We start from the raw sequence: 16,763 nt of genomic DNA, 5'->3' as shown, positions 1-16,763 counted from the left end.
CATGACCGACACCCGCCCCTTGCGCAAAGGCTGGACCACGGGCGCCTGCGCCACCGCCGCGGCGCGCGCCTGCCTGACCGCCCTGCGCACGGGCGCCTTCCCCGATCCGGTGGAGATCCTGCTGCCCAAGGGCCTGACGCCGGCCTTCGCGCTCAACCGCACGAGCCTGGAAGGCGGCGTCGCCACCGCGTCGGTCATCAAGGACGCCGGCGACGACCCCGACGTCACCCACGGGGCGGAGATCGTCGTTTCGGTGCGCCTGCTGCCGCCGGGATCGGGCGTCGTGTTCCGCGCCGGGGCGGGCGTCGGCACGGTCACCAAGCCGGGCCTGCCGCTGCCGCCGGGCGAACCCGCCATCAACCCCGCCCCGCGCGCCATGATCGCCGAGAACCTGACCCTGGCCGCCGGCGGCGAGCCGGTGGACGCGGAAGTCACCGTCGGCATCGTCGGCGGCGAGGCGCTGGCACTGAAGACCATGAACCCCCGGCTCGGCATCCTCGGCGGCCTGTCGGTGCTGGGGACGACGGGGGTGGTGGTGCCCTATTCCTGCGCCGCCTGGATCCACTCCATCCACCGCGGCATCGACGTCGCCCGCGCCGCCGGCTGCGACCACCTCCTCGCCGCCACCGGCGATACCTCGGAACGGGCCGCCCGTGCCCTCTTCCCGGTGCCCGAGGAAGCGCTCATCGACATGGGGGACTTCGCCGGCGCCGTGCTGAAGTACCTGCGCAAGCACCCGGTGCCGCGCCTGACGCTGGCCGGCGGCCTCGCCAAGATCAGCAAGCTGGCCGACGGCCACATGGACCTGCACTCCAGTCGCAGCCGGGTCGACCAGGGCGCGCTGGCCGTCATGCTGCACGACCTGGGTGCCCCGCCGGATGCCGTCGACGCCGCCGGCGCGGCGACCACCGCCGGTGCGGTGCTGGAGATCGCCCGCGCCCTCGGCCTCGACCGCCGCCTCGGCGACCTGATCTGCGCGCGGGCGCGGGAGGTGGCGCTGGCCACCCTGTCGGGCGGCGTCGCCGTCGCCGTGCTGGCCTTCGACCGCCAGGGGCGGGAGGTCGGCCGTGCCGGCCCGTGACGCCCTGCTCCTCCTCGGCGGCACCACCGAGGCGGCGGCACTGGCCCGCGCCGTGGCGGAGCGGCGGGGCGAGAGCTTGCGCGTCGTCTATTCCCTCGCCGGCCGGGCGGAAGCGCGCCGCCCGCCGCCGGTCGAGGTGCGTGTCGGCGGCTTCGGCGGCGCGGCGGGGTTGGCGGCCTTCCTGAGGGGCGACGGCATCGGCGCCGTCGTCGACGCCACCCATCCCTTCGCCGCCACCATCAGCCGCAACGCCCGTCTCGCCTGCGAAACGACCGGGTTGCCCCGCCTGATCCTGCGCCGGCCGGAGTGGATCGCGCAGACCGGCGACCGCTGGCTGCCGGTCGACTCGACGGCGGAGGCCGCCGCCCGGGTGCGCGCGGTCGCCCGCCGGCCCTTCGTGACCCTCGGCACCGCCGACCTCGCCCCCTTCGCCGGTCTTCCCTGCGTCGTGCGCCTGATCGAGCCGCCGCCGACTCCGCCGCTGCCCGGCGCCGCCGTGGTCGCCGGGCGCGGACCGTTTTCGCAGGCGGAGGAGATCGCGCTGTTCCGCGCCCACGGCGTCGACGCCCTGGTCACCAAGGCGAGCGGCGGGGCGGCGACGGAGGCCAAGCTGGCGGCGGCGCGCGCCCTCGGGCTGCCGGTGGTGATGATCCGCCGCCCGCCGCCGGAGCCGGGCGAGGCGGTGGCGACGATTGCCGCTGCGCTCGAGTGGCTTGACCGCACCCTTGCGCATCCCGACAATCCCCAACCGAAGCGCCCTTGAAGGCCGAAGCTCCGGGAGAGTTCCATGGTCCGCCGTTCCGCCGCCGTCCTCGCCGCCACCCTGATCCTGCTCGCCGCCGCGCCGGACGCGCAGGCGAACATGATCATCCGCTTCGAGAAGGAGGTGGTGGAGAACATCCGCGACGGCAACGCGCAAGGCCTCACCGCCTACCTGCTGGGCGGCGGCAACCCGGCGGCCACCGACAACGACGGCCAGCCGCTGCTGGTGGTGGCGACGCGCGCCAACCGGCTCGACATGATCGAAACGCTGCTGCACCACGGCGCCCGCCCCGACGCGGTGGACCGCCTCGGCAACACCGCCCTCTACTGGGCCGCGGAAGCCGGCCACGCCCACATCGTGGAGCGCCTGCTGACGGCCGGCGCCAAGACCGACAACCAGAACCGCCAGGGCGTCACGCCGCTCATGGCGGCGGCGCGCGACGGGCAGGTGGCCGTCGTCCGCCAGCTGGTCACCGCGGGCGCCGACCCGCGCCTGTCCGACTACACCGGCCGCGACGCCTTCGGCTGGGCCGGCGGCCCCCAGGGCAACCGCGTCACGGCGGAGTTGAACAAGGCGAAGTGACGGGAAGCGGCGGGGCTGCATCCACGGCCGCCGACCGTGGCGCCGTGGGTGGCCGGGTCAAGCCCGGCCATGACAATTTGATGTGACGTTTCAATACCTTGTCATGCCCGGCCACCGAGCCGGGCATCCACGGCGTGCACGGCGTCTGCCGTGGAGGACGTCGCCCACGGCCGCCGACCGTGGCGCCGTGGGTGGCCGGGTCGAGCCCGGCCATGACACTTTCTCAGGAAACGGCCATGCTCACCCCAGCAACCCCTTAAGCCGGTAGAGGGCGTCCAGGGCCTCGCGCGGGGTCATGGCGTCGGGGTCGAGGGCACGCAGCGCCTCTTCCGCCGGTGACGGGCCGGTGGCGGCGGCCTGGGCCTCCTGGCGCTCCACGTTCTTCACCGCCGCGGCGAACAGCGGCAGGTCGTCGGCGAGGCGGGTGATGGCCGAGGACTGCTCGCCCGACTCCAGCGTCGCCAGCACTTCCTCGGCCCGCGCCACCACCGCCGGCGGCAGGCCGGCCAGCTTGGCGACGTGGATGCCGTAGGAGCGGTCGGCCGCACCCGGCGCCACCTCGTGCAGGAACACCACCTCGCCCTGCCATTCCTTGATGCGCATGGAATGGCACGACAGGCGCGCCAGCCGCGCCGTCAGCGCCGTCAGCTCGTGGTAATGGGTGGCGAAGAGGGCGCGGCAGCGGTTGACCTCGTGCAGGGTCTCGACCGTCGCCCAGGCGATGGACAGGCCGTCGAAGGTGGCGGTGCCGCGGCCGATCTCGTCCAGGATGACGAGGCTGCGCTCGGTCGCCTGGTTCAGGATGGCGGCGGTTTCCACCATCTCCACCATGAAGGTGGAGCGCCCGCGCGCCAGATCGTCGGCGGCGCCGACGCGGGAGAACAGGCGGTCGACGACGCCGATGCGGGCGCTCTCGGCCGGCACGAAGCTGCCCATCTGCGCCAGGATGGCGATGAGCGCGTTCTGCCGCAGGAAGGTGGACTTACCGGCCATGTTGGGGCCGGTGACCAGCCATAGCCGCTGCTCGGGCGACAGGTCGCAGTCGTTGGCGACGAAGGGGCCTTCGTTGGCGCGGGCCAGCGCCGCCTCCACCACCGGATGACGGCCGGCGCGGATGTGGAAGGCGGTCGTCTCCTCCACCTCGGGCCGCACCCAGCGGCGGTCGACCGCCAGTTCGGCGAGCGCGGCGGAGACGTCCAGCTCCGCCAGGGCCTCGGCGGCGGCGGCGATGTCGGCGGCGCGGTCGAGCACCTCGCGCACCAGATCGGCGAACAGCTCCAGTTCCAGCGCCAGGGCCTTGTCGGCGGCGCCGCGGATCTTGTCCTCCAGCTCCGACAGGGCGACCGTGGTGAAGCGCACGGCATTGGCCATGGTCTGACGGTGGATGAAGGGGCCGTCCTTGTCGGCCAGCAGCTTCTCGCCCTGCTTGGCCGGCATCTCCAGGAAGTAGCCGAGCACGTTGTTGTGCTTGACCTTCAGGGACGAGATGCCGGTTTCCTCCACGTATGTCTGCTGCAGGCCGGCGATGAGGCGGCGGCTCTCGTCGCGCAGCGACCGCAGCTCGTCCAGCTGCGGGTGATAGCCGGCGGCGATGAAGCCGCCGTCGCGGGCGAGCAGCGGCAGGTCGGCGTCGAGCGCCCGCATCAGCCGCTCCACCACCACGTCGTGCCGGCCGAGGCGCTTGCAGGTCTCGGTCAGGCCTTTGGGGACGCTCGCGAAACCGCTTTCGGTGATGGCGACCCGCAGGCCCGGCACCTGCCCCAGCGCGTCGCGCACGTTGGCGAGGTCGCGCGGACCGCCGCGGCCGAGCGACAGGCGGGTGAGGGCGCGCTCCACGTCCGGGCACTGGCGCAGGCGGTCGCGCACGTCCTCGCGCACCCGGCCGGCCTCGGTGAAGAACTGCACGGCGTCGTGGCGGGCGGCGATTTCCGCCGGGTCGGTCAGCGGCGCGGCCAGATGGGCGGCGAGCAGGCGGGCGCCGGCGCCGGTGACCGTGCGGTCGATGACGGCGAGCAGCGAGCCCTTGCGCTCGCCGGTCAGGGTCTCGGCCAGTTCCAGGTTGCGGCGGGTGGCGGCGTCGATCTCCATGACCGCGCCGGCGGCCAGCTGGCGCAGCGCCCCGATGCGCGGCAGCTTGCCCTTCTGGGTCAGCTCCACGTAGTCGACGAGGGTGCCGGCCGCCGCGATCTCGGCCCGCGAGAAGCCGCCGAAGGCGTCCAGCGCCTTCACTCCGTACAACGCCTCCAGCCGTTTGGCGGCGTTGGTGCTGTCGAAGCGGGCCGACGGCAGGGGCGACAGGCGGTCCTTGTACTCGGCGAAGACCTCGAACAGGCCTTCCCGCTGCAGCAGGCGGTCGGGCGCCAGCAGCTCGCCGGGGGCGAGGCGGGCAAGCGCGGCGGCGGCCTGCGCCTCGCCGATGGGCTGGCAGGTGAAGGCGCCGGTGGAGACGTCGAGCCACGCGAGCCCGAGCCCGCCGCCGGCATCGGCCAGCGCGGCGAGGTAGTTGTGGCGGCGGGCGTCGAGCAGGCTGTCTTCCGTCAGCGTGCCGGGGGTGACGATGCGCACCGCCTCGCGCTTCACCAGGGTCTTGCCGCCGCGCTTCTTCGCTTCGGCGGGGTCTTCCATCTGCTCGCACACGGCGACCTTGAAGCCCTTGCGGATGAGCTTCGCGAGATACGCCTCGTGGGAATGCACCGGCACGCCGCACATGGGAATGTCTTCGCCGAGGTGCTTGCCCCGCTTGGTGAGCGCGATGTCCAGCGCTTCCGCCGCCTTCACGGCGTCGTCGAAGAACAGCTCGTAGAAGTCGCCCATGCGGTAGAACAGCACGCAGTCGGCATGCTCGCGCTTGATGGCGAGGTACTGCGCCATCATGGGCGTGACACCGTCCAGCGCGGCGGCGTCGGGGTCCTCGGGGGCGGCGGTCGGCAGTCCGTCGGTCGCGGTCGCGGGGGCGGTCAGGGACACGGGGGCTCCGGCTGGTTGCTCGGGTGGCGGATGCGGCGGGCAGTGTGACGGGCCCGTTATACCCTCACGCGGGGCTATGCATGAAGGGCCCTGTGGGGCAGAATACGCGCCCGAAGTTTTGTTGCGAAACCCCAAGCCTACGGGAAACGATCTCCTTGTCCGACACCACGCCCGGCACGCCCGAACACCGCGAAGTGGTCGGCCTGTTCGCCGACCGCGACAGCCTGGAACAGGCCATCAAGGACCTGCGCGCCGCCGGCTTCGACCGCACCGACCTGTCGCTGCTGACCAGCCACGAGGCCATCGACGTCGGCCGCGGCGACGGCGAGCTGTCGCTGCGCGAACGCCTGCTGCCGCTGCTGACCGAATGGCGCTACGAGGTGCCGCTGGTGGGCGCCGGCCTCATCGCGCTCGCCTCCGGCCCGACCGGCGCGGCCATCGCCGCCCTGGTGGGGGCCGGCGTCGGCATCGCCGCCGTGCGCGACCTGGTGGAGGAAGTGACCTCGCTGCCCGACACCGAGGAATTCGCCCGCGAGCTGGCCGCCGGCTCCGTCGCCCTGTGGGCCGACGTGACCGCCGATCCGGCCGCGCGCGAGCCCAAGGCGCGGGAGATCCTGGAACGCCACGGCGCCAGCAACATCCACCTGCACGTCGGTCCCGCCCGCACCGAACCGTAACGGTCCGCGCGCCCCTCAGTCCGCCCTTCACGACCCTGCGGCGCCCGGGACCACCCCGGGCGCCGCAAACACCCCGGGGAAAACGGTCAGCACCATGGAAGACGATACCAGCAAGCAGAGCCGCAAGAATCTCGAACACGAAAGCCTGCTCATGCACGCCTCCGGGCGGCCGGGCAAGATCGAGATCACGCCGACCAAACCGCTGACCACCCAGCGCGACCTGTCGCTGGCCTATTCCCCCGGCGTCGCCGCGCCCTGCAAGGAAATCGCCCGCGACCCGTCGCTGGCCTACGACTACACCGCCAAGGGCAATCTGGTGGCCGTCATCTCCAACGGCACCGCCGTGCTCGGCCTGGGCGACCTGGGCGCGCTGGCCGGCAAGCCGGTGATGGAGGGCAAGGCCGTCCTGTTCAAGAAGTTCGCCGACGTCGACGCCATCGACCTCGAGGTCGACACCCGCGACGTGGATGAATTCATCAACTGCGTGCGCTTCCTCGGTCCGTCCTTCGGCGGCATCAACCTGGAAGACATCAAGGCGCCCGAGTGCTTCATCATCGAGCAGCAGCTGCGCGAGATCATGGACATTCCGGTGTTCCATGACGACCAGCACGGCACGGCCATCATCGCCGCCGCCGGCCTGCTGAACGCGCTGGAGATGACCGAGCGCTCCATCGACACGGTGAAGATCGTCGTCAACGGCGCCGGCGCCGCCGCCATCGCCTGCGTCGAGCTGGTCAAGGCCATGGGCGTGCGCCACGACAACGTCACCCTGTGCGACACCAAGGGCGTCATCCACAAGGGCCGCACCGACCTGAACCAGTGGAAGAGCGCCCACGCCATCGAGACCGACGTGCGCACGCTGGAAGACGCCATGAAGGGCGCCGACGTGTTCTTCGGCCTGTCGGTGAAGGGCGCCGTGACGCCGGAGATGGTCGAGGGCATGGCTGACCGCCCCATCATCTTCGCCATGGCCAACCCCGACCCCGAGATCACGCCGGAAGAGGTGCAGTCGGTGCGCGGCGACGCCATCATGGCCACCGGCCGCTCCGACTACGCCAACCAGATCAACAACGTGCTGGGCTTCCCCTACATCTTCCGCGGGGCGCTCGACGTGCGGGCGACGACCATCAACGAGGCCATGAAGATCGCCGCCGCCCAGGCCATCGCCAGCCTGGCGCGCGAGGACGTGCCCGACGAGGTGGCGGCCGCCTATTCGGGGCGCAAGCTGCGCTTCGGGCCGGAATACATCATCCCGGTGCCGTTCGACCCGCGCCTCATCTACACCATCCCGCCGGCCGTCGCGCAGGCGGCCATGGACACCGGCGTGGCGCGCCGGCCGATCATCGACCTGGACGGCTACCGCCACGAACTGTCGGCCCGCCTCGACCCGACGGCGGCCAGCCTGCAGGCCATCGCCGATCAGGTGATCGCCAACCCGCAGCGCGTGGTCTTCGCCGAGGGCGAGGAGGAAAAGTCCATCCGCGCCGCGCTCGCCTACCGCAACGCCGGCTACGGCCAGGCCATCCTGGTCGGCCGCGAGGAGCGCATCGCCGAGACCCTGAAGCAGCTCGGCCTCGCCGGCGCCGCCCAGGGCCTGGAGATCGTCAACGCCAAGCTGTCGCAGCACAACGCCCGCTACACCGATTTCCTGTACAAGCGCCTGCAGCGCCGCGGCGCCCTCTACCGCGACGCCCAGCGTCTGGTGAACCAGGACCGCAACATCTTCGCCGCCACCATGGTCGCCATGGGCGACGCCGACGCCATGGTGACCGGCCTGACCCGCAGCTACTACCAGGCCTTCACCGAGATCCAGCGCGCCATCGACCCCGAGCCGGGCAAGCTGGTGTTCGGCCTGACGGTCATGGTCATCCGCGGCCGCACGGTGTTCATCGCCGACACCACTGTGCATGAAACCCCGACCGCCGAGCAGCTGGCCGACATCGCCGTGCAGACGGCGGAAAAGGCCCGCCAGATGGGCCACGAGCCGCGCGTCGCGCTGCTGTCCTACTCCAACTTCGGCAACCCGGAGGGCGAGGTTCCCGGCCATGTCCGCCTCGCCGTCGCCGAGCTGGAGAACCGCGGCGTCGACTTCGAGTACGACGGCGAGATGGGCGCCGACACCGCCCTCGACCCCGAGCTGCAGGAGAAGTACCCCTTCACCCGCCTGTCGGGGCCGGCCAACGTGCTCATCATGCCCGGCCTGCATTCCGCCAACATCAGCTACAAGCTGCTGCAGAAGCTGGGCGGCGGCACGGTGATCGGGCCGATCCTCATGGGCCTGTCGCAGCCGGCGCAGATCGTCAACATGGACGCCACCGTCTCCGACATGGTGCACATGGCGGTGCTGGCGGCCCACGACGCCGTGCGGCGCTGAGGCGGACGTGACGGCAGCGATGGCCGGCGGCGCCGCGGCGGTGGAGGACGAGATGGCCGAAGGCTTCGACACCCCCGCCCCGCCGCCCGGCCGGCGGGCGCCGGCGCCGTTCGCCCGGGTGATCGGGCTGACGGCGCTGGTCTGCGCGCCGACCGCCGTCGCCTTCATCGTCATGGTGCTGGCCGGCCAGCTGCGCGTCGTGCCGGCCATGCTGTGGGGCGTGCTGATCTTCGCCGCCACGGCCTTCCTGGTGCGCCTGTTCGCCACCGACTTCTACACCGCCGTTTCCTACATCCGCCGGCTGGTGGCCGAGGCGACGCCGAGCCCGCCGGCCGCCCCGCGCCTGCACTGGTCGGAACCGGCGCGCGACGTCACCGCCGCCGCCGGCCAGCTCGCCCGCCACTGGGCCGGCCGCTGGCAGAAGGCGGAAGCCTCGGCGCGTTCCACCGAGGCGGTGCTCGACAGCCTGCCGCAACCGCTCTTCATGGTCGGCGCCGACCGCCGCATCACCTGGGCCAACGACGCCGCCCGCCGCTTCGCCGGGCGCGAGGCGCGCGACACCAACCTGGCCACGGTGCTGCGCGCGCCCGACGTGCTGGAGGCGGTGGGCGAGGTCATGGCCGGCGGCGCCGGGCGGCAGCTGCAGTTCACCCAGTCCGCCCCCTCGGGCCGCACCTTCACCCTGGTGGTGGAGCCGCTGCCGGCACCGGCGGCGGACGGCTCGCGCGTGCTGCTGGTGCTCAACGACATCACGACGCTGGTGCGCATGGAGGAAATGCGCGCCGACTTCGTCGCCAACGCCAGCCACGAGCTGCGCACGCCGCTCGCCAGCCTGCTCGGCTTCATCGAGACCCTGCGCGGCCCGGCCCGCGACGACACCGAGGCGCGCGACCGCTTCCTCGTCATCATGCAGGACCAGGCCGAGCGCATGCGCCGCCTCATCGAGGACCTGCTCAGCCTGTCGCGCATCGAGCTGCACGAGCACACGCCGCCCACCGGCACCGCCGACGTGCGCGAGATCCTCACCCGGACGGTGGAAGGGCTGGAGCCGCAGGCCCACAAGAAGGCCATGACGGTGCGGCTGCACGTTCCCGACACCATTCCCGCCGTGCCCGGCGAGCGCGACGAGCTGGCGCAGGTGTTCCAGAACCTGCTCGCCAACGCGCTCAAGTACGGGCGGGAGGACACCACCGTAGACGTCACCGCCGTGGTGGTGCCGCGCGGCCCGGCCAACATGCCGGCCACCAGCCGCGGCCCGTGCCTGCGGGTGTCGGTGCGCGACCGCGGCGAGGGCATCGCCAAGGAGCACCTGCCGCGCCTGACGGAACGGTTCTACCGCGTCGACACGGCGCGCTCGCGCAAGCTCGGCGGCACCGGGCTCGGGCTCGCCATCGTCAAGCACATCGTGGCGCGCCACCGCGGGGCGCTGACCATCGACTCGACCGTCGGCGAGGGTTCCACCTTCACCGTCCACCTGCCGTTGCAGGCGCCGGGCGGCCCCGGAACCGCCTCGTAAATTTAACTTTCATGACCGGCATATTGCGGTAATTGTCAGGAAACGGCGCACACGCTGTGCCCGCAATCCACAGGAGTGTCCGAGACATGGCCGGCTACGGCGATCCCCATACGGTCCGTTCCTTCGACGAGGAGCTGACGCACCTCAACGAGATGATCGCGCGCATGGGCGGCCTCGCGGAAACGCAGCTGGCCGACGCCCTGCAGTCCATCCTGGACGGCGACGAGGCCAAGGCCAAGCGCGTGGTGGAAGACGACCACCAGATCGACGTGGTGCACACCGACGTCGAGGAATTCGCCATCCGCATGCTGGCCCTGCGCCAGCCCATGGCCGACGACCTCCGCGCCATCATCCAGTCGCTGAAGGCGGCGGCGACGCTGGAGCGCATCGGCGACAACGCCGCCTCCTGCGCCAAGCGCGTCCACGTGCTGCACGAAAGCCCGGCGGTGCCGCCGCTCAAGTCGGCGGTGCGCATGGGCTGGCTGGTGCTCGACATGCTCAAGCAGTCGGTGGACGCCTACCTGCGCCGCGACGTGGAGCGCGCCATCGCCGTGCGCAACCGCGACAGCGAGGTGGACGACTTCTATTCCAGCCTGTTCCGCGAGCTGCTGACCTACATGATGGAAGACACGCGCAACATCACGCCGTGCACCCATCTGCTGTTCATCGCCAAGAACCTGGAGCGCATCGGCGACCAGGCCACCAACCTGGCGGAAATGACCTACTACCTGGTCACCGGCAAGACACTGAAGACCGACCGCCCGAAGAACGACACGTCGAGCTTCACCATCGTCGAACCGAAGCACTTCGACGGCTGAGAGGCGGGACGGCGACGCCACGCGCCCAAGGCCCCCGACTCGGGGGCCGGGGCGGGGTGAGTGCTTGATGAACATAAGAAAATTGTCATGGCCGGGCTCGACCCGGCCATCCACGGCGTCACGACCGACAGCCGTGGGCGCCGTCCTCCACGATGAACGGCAGGGGAGCCGTGGATGCGCGGGTCGAGCCCGCGCATGACAAGTGTTTTATAAGCAGAAGAAAATTGTCATGGCCGGACTTGATCCGGCCGTTCACGGCGTCACGCCCGGCGCCCGGCGGCCGTGAAGGCCCTCAGCCGTCCCCTTCCGCCGCCAGCACCTGCCGCAGCCCCTCGCGGTAGGTGGGGTAGGCGAGGCGGACGCCCAGTTCGTCCTTGATGCGGTCGTTTCGCACCCGGCGGCTGTCGCGGTAGAAGCTCGCCGCCATGGGGGACAGGTCGGCCTGTTCGAAGGGCACCGCCGGCGGCGGGGCGACGCCGAGCAGGCGGGCGGCTTCCTCGATGGGCAGCTCGGGCGCCGCTGGTTCGTCGTCGGCGACGTTGTAGATCGCGCCCGGACGCGGCCGCGCCATGCTCGCCTGCAGCACCGTCGCGATGTCCTCCACGTGGATGCGGCAGAACACCTGGTTCTCCTTGATGACCCGCCGCGCCCGGCCCGACCGCACCATGTCGATGGCACTGCGCCCCGGGCCGTAGATGCCCGCCAGCCGGAAGACGTGCACCGGCAGGCCGTGGTCGCGCGCCAGGGCGAGCCACGCCTCCTCCGCCCGCACGCGGCGCTCGCTGCGGCCGACGTCGGGGGCGACGGGCGTCGTCTCGTCCACCCAGCCGCCCCGGCGGTCGCCGTAGACGCCGGTGGTCGACAGGTAGCCGAGCCAGCGCAGGGAGGGCAGGGCGGCGAGGTCCGCCCCGTGCACCGCCGCCACCGGGTCGCCCGCCTCGTCGGGCGGCACCGAGACGACCACGTGGGTCGCCCCGGCCAGCGCCTCCGCCGGCAGGGGATGGTCGCGGTCGAAGGCGTAGGCCTCGATGCCCTGCGCCGCCAGCCGGTCGCGCTTTTCGGCCGAGCGGCTGGTGCCGGCGACACGCCAGCCGGCGGCCAGAAAGCGGCGCGCCAGCACCGTGCCGCTGAAGCCGAGGCCGAAGACGAACAGGCGGCCGGGTTCGGTCATGACATCCTCTTGCAAATTCGCCACATTGGCCTCCGACTGTAGGGCCCCGACGCCCGCCCCTCAAGCCGACCCGGTGCGACCCCATGAAGATCCTGCCGCTCACCCTCGCCGCCCTGCTGCTGCCGGCCGCCGCCTCGCCCGCCGCCGCCCAGCAGGTGACCGAGGCGCAGATGTACCGCGACTGCATGCGCCTCGCCGCCGAACAGCCCAAGGAGGCGTGGGAGAAGGCCGGCCAGTGGATCGGCCTCGCCGGCGGCGAGCCCGCCCGCCACTGCGCCGCCGTCGCCCTCATCGGCCTCGAAGAGTACAAGGAGGCGGCCGAGCGCCTGGAAATGCTCGCCACCACCTCCACCCGCGCGCCCGAGGTGCGGGCCGGCATGCTGGCGCAGGCGGCGCAGGCCTGGATGCTCGACGGCAACCTGGAACGCGCCAACGCCGCCCAGACCACCGCGCTCGAACTGACGCCCGACGACCCGGTGCTGCTCGTCGACCGCGCCGTCACGCTGGGCTCGGCCAAGAACTACGCCGAGGCCGCCGCCGACCTGACGCGGGCGCTGGAGCTCGACCCGAACCGGGTGGACGCCCTGGTCTACCGCGCCACCGCCTACCGCTACCTCGACCGCCTGACCGATGCCCGGGCCGACGTCGACCGCGCCCTGGCGCTCGACCCCGATGCCCTGGGGGCGCTGCTGGAGAAGGGCGTCCTCGCCCGGCTCGGCGGCGACGACGCGGCGGCGCGGGCGGCGTGGAAGGCGCTGCTGGCGGTCGCCCCGCCCGACAGCCCCGAGGCGCAGCAGGCGCAGGACAACATCGCCCGCCTGGAAATCGGCGGCTGAGGCCGACGGACCCCCGCCCGCAGCACACTTGACGATCAGGGCGGTTCTCCCGAAATATGCTCTGCGCCCGATGCCGTCTGCGGTCGGGCGCTCCACGACCGAAACGGGGTGCCGCACGGGCCCCGCGCCGGGCTCGCTCAGGCGAATGAGGAGAACGCGATCGTGACCCGCCTGTCCGTCTTCAACAGCCCCCTGCTGCTCGGGTTCGACCAGTTCGAGCGCGTGCTCGACCGCGTCGCCAAAAGCTCGGCCGAGGGCTACCCCCCGTACAACATCGAACAGATCGGCGAGAACGGCCTGCGCATCACGCTCGCGGTCGCCGGTTTCTCCGACGACGACCTGGCCGTCACCACCGAGGACAACCAGCTGGTCATCCGCGGCCGTCAGACCCGCGACGACGCCGACCGCGTGTTCCTCCACCGCGGCATCGCGACGCGGCAGTGGCAGCGCAGCTTCGTGCTGGCGGAAGGCATCGTGGTGAAGGGGGCGTGGCTCGACAACGGGCTGCTCAACATCGACCTCGAACGCCCCATGCCGGAACCCAAGGTCTGCCAGATCAAGATCGAGACCAAAGGCGCCGGCGCCGACGGCCGCAAGGCCGCCCGCACCATCGAGATGAAGCCCGACGGCCGCGACTGACGACGCGCTCCGATCGGCGAGGTCCGCCGCCCGGACCGGGCATTTCCCACCGGGCAGGCCTGCGCGCGCTGCAGAACGCGCGAACGGCGGGCGGAAACCTTTCGTTCACATCATAAGAGCACAATGACCGTGTTCGTTCCGATGCCGCGTAGGGCGGGTCGGCGACCGCGGAGCGAGGGACACCATGACCGACAAGATTCAGAGCCTGGAGCAGACCGCCCGCCCCACCATCAGCCCCGCCGAACTGGCCGCGCTGGGGGCCGAGGACCTGGCCTACGCCAAGTACATGGACGTCGACGGGCAGGTCTTCTGGTCCATCCACGCCGGCGACGGCACCCAGCTCGGCGTCGCGCAGAGCCGCGATCTCGCCTGGGCCGCCATCCGCCAGAACGACCTGGAGCCGGTGAGCGTGCACTGACGCCGCCACTGCTGCGGCACCATCGCCGCCCCGCCTTGCAGGAAAAGGGGAGCCGCGCGCCGCGGCTCCCCTTTTTCGTCGGCGATGAACCGGGTCAGGCGCGGCGGGCCGCCGCCAGGGCGGCGCGGCCGCGGTCGTGCCCGCCGGTGGCCGGCGTGCCGGGCAGGCCGTCGAAGTCGCCGCGCAGGGCCTTCAGGGCCACCCGTTCCTCCTCGATCTCGCGCGCCGAGCGGACGCCGCGGCGGCGGAAGAGGGGCAACGGCGGGCACCAGCCCTGCAAGGCGTGCTGCAGCAGGAAGCTCGACACCACCGCCGGAATCACCACGAAGCGGCGGTCGACGAAGGCGGTCAGCAGGCTGCCGATCACCGTCAGGGTGGCGGCATTGGCCATGAGCGTGCGCTCCACGTCCCACTCGCCGTCGAGGTCGCGCAGGCGGCTTTCCAGGTCGTGCATGCGGCCCTGCAGTTCCTGCAGCCGGTGCGCCGCCGTCAGCACCCGGCGCTCGGTCTCGTCGTCGATGCGCGCGTTGGCGCTGTCGGCGGAGTGATCGCGGATGCGGGCGGCTGTATCCGGTATCATGGCGCGGGTCTCCTGCGGCAGATCGGGGGTGTTCTGGCCCATGAACGCCCCCGTGTGCCCAGGGTTCCTGCCGCCGTCAGCGGATCGGCAGGGGATACAGCAGGCCGCCGTCGGTCCACAGCGCGTTGAGGCCGCGGTCCATGTGGTAGCGCGACTGGGCGCCCAGGTTGCGGTCGAAGATCTCGCCGTAATTGCCGGCGACGGCGATGGCGCGCCGCGCCCAGCCGTCGTCCAGTCCGAGCGGCGCCCCGATGCCCGGTTCGAGCCCGAGCAGGTGGCGGGTTTCCGGGTCGTCGACGGTCGCCGCGGGATCGGCGGCCATGGCCTGCGTCACCCCCTTGGCCTCGCCCAGAATCAGAGCGTTCATGGCGAAGCGCACCAGCGTCTCCCAGCGCGGGTCGTCGTTGCGCACCGCCGGCGACAGCGGCTCGCGCGAGATCAGGTCGGGGAAGACGACGAAGGCCTCGGGGTCGGGGGCGCGGTCGCTCAGCGCCATGACCATGCCGGCGATGTCGTTGGTCATGATCTCGCAGCCATGGCCGAGGAAAGTGTTCCACGACCCGTCGGAGGTGACCAGTTCCACCGGCGTCAGCGTCTTGCCGCTGGCGCGCATCCACGCCTTCAGGTTCTCGATGCTGGTGGTTTCGGCGACGACGCAGACGCGCGCCTCCGTCACGTCGGCGAGGCGGCGGAAGCCCGCGGCGCGGTGGGCGATGAAGCCCTGGCCGTCGTAGAAGGTCGCCCCGGTGAAGTGGATGCCGAGCGTCGCCTCGCGCCCGAGCGTCCAGGTGGCACCGCCCACCAGCACGTCGATCTCGCCGTCGCGCAGGGCGTCGAACCGGGCGGCGGAGAACAGCGGCACGAAGGTCACCGCCTCGCCGTCGCCGATGGCCGCCGCCGCGATGGCGCGGCACATGTCGGCCCGCAATCCGGTCACGCGGCCGTCGGGGCCGCGCTTGGCGAAGCCCGATTCCTCGCCGACGCCGCACAGCAGGACGCCGCGCTCGCGCACCGCCTCCAGCGTGTCCGCCCGCGCATCGGTGGCCGCGGCGACGCCCGCCAGCAACGCACCGCCCAGCACTGCGGCCCGGGCCAGCGCCCGCAGCCTCCCCCTCGTCTTCGTCGTCATCGGAATCCCCCTCTCTCTCTTCGTCGGCTTTCTTCTTCAGCGCATGGGCAGCGGGTAGAGCAGCCCGCCGTCGCGCCACAGGGCATTGTCGCCGCGCGGCAGGCCGAGCGGCGATCCGGCGCCCAGATGGCGCTCGAACACCTCGCCGTAGTGGCCGACGGCGGCCAACGCCCGCCGCGCCCACTGGTCGTCGAGGCCGAGGTCCGCCCCCAGGCCAGGCTCCAGTCCGAGCAGGCGGCGCGCCTCCGGATCGTCGGGCGCCGCCGCAGCGGGATCGGCCGCCACCGCCTGGGTCACCCCGACCGCTTCCGCCAGTACCAGGGCGTTGACGACGAAGCGCACCAGCGCCGCCCAGCGCTTGTCGCCGTCGCGCACGGCGGGCGACAGCGGCTCGCGCGAGATACGGTCCGGCAGCACCGTGTAGTCGGCGAGGTCGACCGCGCGAGCCCGCAGGCCGGCGACCAGGGCCGTCATGTCCTGGGTCATCAGGTCGCAGCCGTTGGTGACGAAGGCTTCCCATGCCCCTTCGCGCGTCACCCGTTCCACCGGCTCCAGCCGGCGGCCGGTGGTGCGGGCGAAGGTGCGCAGGTTGTCGAGCGAAGTGGTGTCGCTGACGACGCAGACGCGCGCCTCGGTCACGTCGTCGAGACTGGTCCAGCCGCTGCGGCGGTGGGCGACGAAGCCCTGGCCGTCGTAGAAGTGGACGCCGGTGAACTGGATCGGCAGGCCGGCGTCGCGGGCCAGCGTCCAGGTGGCGCCGGCGACGAGCACGTCGATCTCGTTCCGCGCCAGGGCCTCGAACCGGGCGCCGGCGACCAGCGGCACGAACTCCACCGCGTCGGGCTCCCCCAGCACCGCCGCCGCCACGGCACGGCAGACGTCGGCCCGGAAGCCGACGAATCGGCCGTCGTCGCGGCGCTCGGCGAGGCCGCGGATCTCGCCGATGCCGCACGCCAGAACGCCGCGTTCGCGCACCGCCGCCACCGTGTCGGCGGCGGTCGCCGGCGGTACCGCCAGGCCCGCGACGACGGCGGCCGCCCCCAGCAGGCTGCCGGCGCCTCGGCACAGGTGTTTCCATCGGTCGGTCATGCGGCCCCCTTGGTTCCGCTCGCGCGGCATTCCCTTGTGCTATCCGATGATACATACTGTCGCCTGTTTTCGCGACGGCTGTGCTGGCGGCCGGGTCGTGCAGGGGGACATATCGGGGGCGGC

15 protein-coding genes are annotated in these 16,763 nt (G+C 72.2%); 10 read left to right on the top strand and 5 right to left on the bottom strand.

The window, feature by feature from the left end; all coding sequences use genetic code 11:
• Nucleotide 1 precedes the first annotated feature (1 nt).
• From CRP50_RS18200 to CRP50_RS18190, 3 genes are read left to right on the top strand one after another with little or no spacing between them, the layout of a single operon-like run.
• Nucleotides 2–1,081, top strand: a complete 1,080-nt coding sequence (locus CRP50_RS18200; RefSeq protein WP_097280605.1) for a cobalt-precorrin-5B (C(1))-methyltransferase — start codon at nt 2–4, stop codon at nt 1,079–1,081.
• Nucleotides 1,068–1,844 (top strand): cobalt-precorrin-6A reductase, encoded by a 777-nt coding sequence (locus tag CRP50_RS18195; protein ID WP_217992075.1) that lies wholly within the window; start codon nt 1,068–1,070, stop codon nt 1,842–1,844. The genes CRP50_RS18200 and CRP50_RS18195 overlap by 14 nt, the downstream gene beginning before the upstream one ends.
• 24 nt (nt 1,845–1,868) lie before the next feature.
• Nucleotides 1,869–2,426, top strand: a complete 558-nt coding sequence (locus CRP50_RS18190) for an ankyrin repeat domain-containing protein (protein ID WP_097280604.1) — start codon at nt 1,869–1,871, stop codon at nt 2,424–2,426.
• A gap of 240 nt (nt 2,427–2,666) precedes the next feature.
• On the opposite strand, the gene mutS is transcribed toward CRP50_RS18190, so the two are convergent.
• Nucleotides 2,667–5,300 carry a DNA mismatch repair protein MutS gene (gene mutS / locus CRP50_RS18185; protein WP_097280671.1) on the bottom strand — a complete coding sequence of 878 codons (2,634 nt, stop codon included), beginning with the start codon at nt 5,298–5,300 and terminating at the stop codon, nt 2,667–2,669.
• Between the two features lie 248 nt (nt 5,301–5,548).
• Between mutS and CRP50_RS18180 the strand changes: the two genes are divergently transcribed.
• From CRP50_RS18180 to phoU, 4 genes are all read left to right on the top strand, one after another.
• Nucleotides 5,549–6,070, top strand: coding sequence for a hypothetical protein (locus CRP50_RS18180; RefSeq protein WP_097280603.1), 522 nt, complete (start codon nt 5,549–5,551; stop codon nt 6,068–6,070).
• 94 nt (nt 6,071–6,164) lie between these two features.
• Nucleotides 6,165–8,444 carry an NADP-dependent malic enzyme gene (locus CRP50_RS18175; RefSeq protein WP_097280602.1) on the top strand — a complete coding sequence of 760 codons (2,280 nt, stop codon included), beginning with the start codon at nt 6,165–6,167 and terminating at the stop codon, nt 8,442–8,444.
• A 7-nt stretch (nt 8,445–8,451) separates the two neighbouring features.
• Nucleotides 8,452–9,960, top strand: coding sequence for an ATP-binding protein (locus CRP50_RS18170; protein WP_245913523.1), 1,509 nt, complete (start codon nt 8,452–8,454; stop codon nt 9,958–9,960).
• Nucleotides 9,961–10,046: 86 nt separating this feature from the next.
• A complete protein-coding gene (gene phoU, locus CRP50_RS18165; protein ID WP_097280601.1) occupies nt 10,047–10,778 on the top strand; it encodes a phosphate signaling complex protein PhoU in 732 nt (243 codons plus the stop codon).
• 292 nt (nt 10,779–11,070) lie between these two features.
• Here phoU and CRP50_RS18160 read toward each other — a convergent pair whose 3' ends face one another.
• Nucleotides 11,071–11,949, bottom strand: a complete 879-nt coding sequence (locus tag CRP50_RS18160) for an SDR family oxidoreductase (protein WP_097280600.1) — start codon at nt 11,947–11,949, stop codon at nt 11,071–11,073.
• 83 nt (nt 11,950–12,032) lie between these two features.
• Between CRP50_RS18160 and CRP50_RS18155 the strand changes: the two genes are divergently transcribed.
• From CRP50_RS18155 to CRP50_RS18145, 3 genes are all read left to right on the top strand, one after another.
• Nucleotides 12,033–12,785: a tetratricopeptide repeat protein gene (locus tag CRP50_RS18155; RefSeq protein WP_097280599.1), complete on the top strand. Its 753-nt coding sequence runs from the start codon at nt 12,033–12,035 to the stop codon at nt 12,783–12,785.
• A 159-nt stretch (nt 12,786–12,944) separates the two neighbouring features.
• Nucleotides 12,945–13,424, top strand: coding sequence for an Hsp20 family protein (locus tag CRP50_RS18150; protein ID WP_097280669.1), 480 nt, complete (start codon nt 12,945–12,947; stop codon nt 13,422–13,424).
• 184 nt (nt 13,425–13,608) lie between these two features.
• Nucleotides 13,609–13,842, top strand: a complete 234-nt coding sequence (locus CRP50_RS18145) for a DUF1150 family protein (RefSeq protein ID WP_097280598.1) — start codon at nt 13,609–13,611, stop codon at nt 13,840–13,842.
• A 94-nt stretch (nt 13,843–13,936) separates the two neighbouring features.
• Here the strand turns inward: CRP50_RS18145 and CRP50_RS18140 are convergent, their stop codons facing one another.
• The 3 genes from CRP50_RS18140 to CRP50_RS18130 all read right to left on the bottom strand — a co-directional run bounded on the left by CRP50_RS18140 (nt 13,937) and on the right by CRP50_RS18130 (nt 16,640).
• On the bottom strand, nt 13,937–14,422 hold the full coding sequence (locus tag CRP50_RS18140) for a hypothetical protein (protein ID WP_097280668.1): 486 nt from the start codon (nt 14,420–14,422) through the stop codon (nt 13,937–13,939).
• 76 nt (nt 14,423–14,498) lie between these two features.
• Nucleotides 14,499–15,551 (bottom strand): transporter substrate-binding domain-containing protein, encoded by a 1,053-nt coding sequence (locus CRP50_RS18135; RefSeq protein WP_097280597.1) that lies wholly within the window; start codon nt 15,549–15,551, stop codon nt 14,499–14,501.
• A 36-nt stretch (nt 15,552–15,587) separates the two neighbouring features.
• Nucleotides 15,588–16,640 carry a transporter substrate-binding domain-containing protein gene (locus tag CRP50_RS18130; RefSeq protein ID WP_176525249.1) on the bottom strand — a complete coding sequence of 351 codons (1,053 nt, stop codon included), beginning with the start codon at nt 16,638–16,640 and terminating at the stop codon, nt 15,588–15,590.
• Nucleotides 16,641–16,763: the final 123 nt, after the last annotated feature.

This window comes from Caenispirillum bisanense, assembly GCF_900230255.1.
Classification (GTDB): Bacteria; Pseudomonadota; Alphaproteobacteria; order Rhodospirillales; family Rhodospirillaceae; genus Caenispirillum; species Caenispirillum bisanense_A.
The sequence above is the reverse complement of the archived record's forward strand: the minus strand, read 5'-3'. Positions and strand labels throughout refer to the sequence as shown.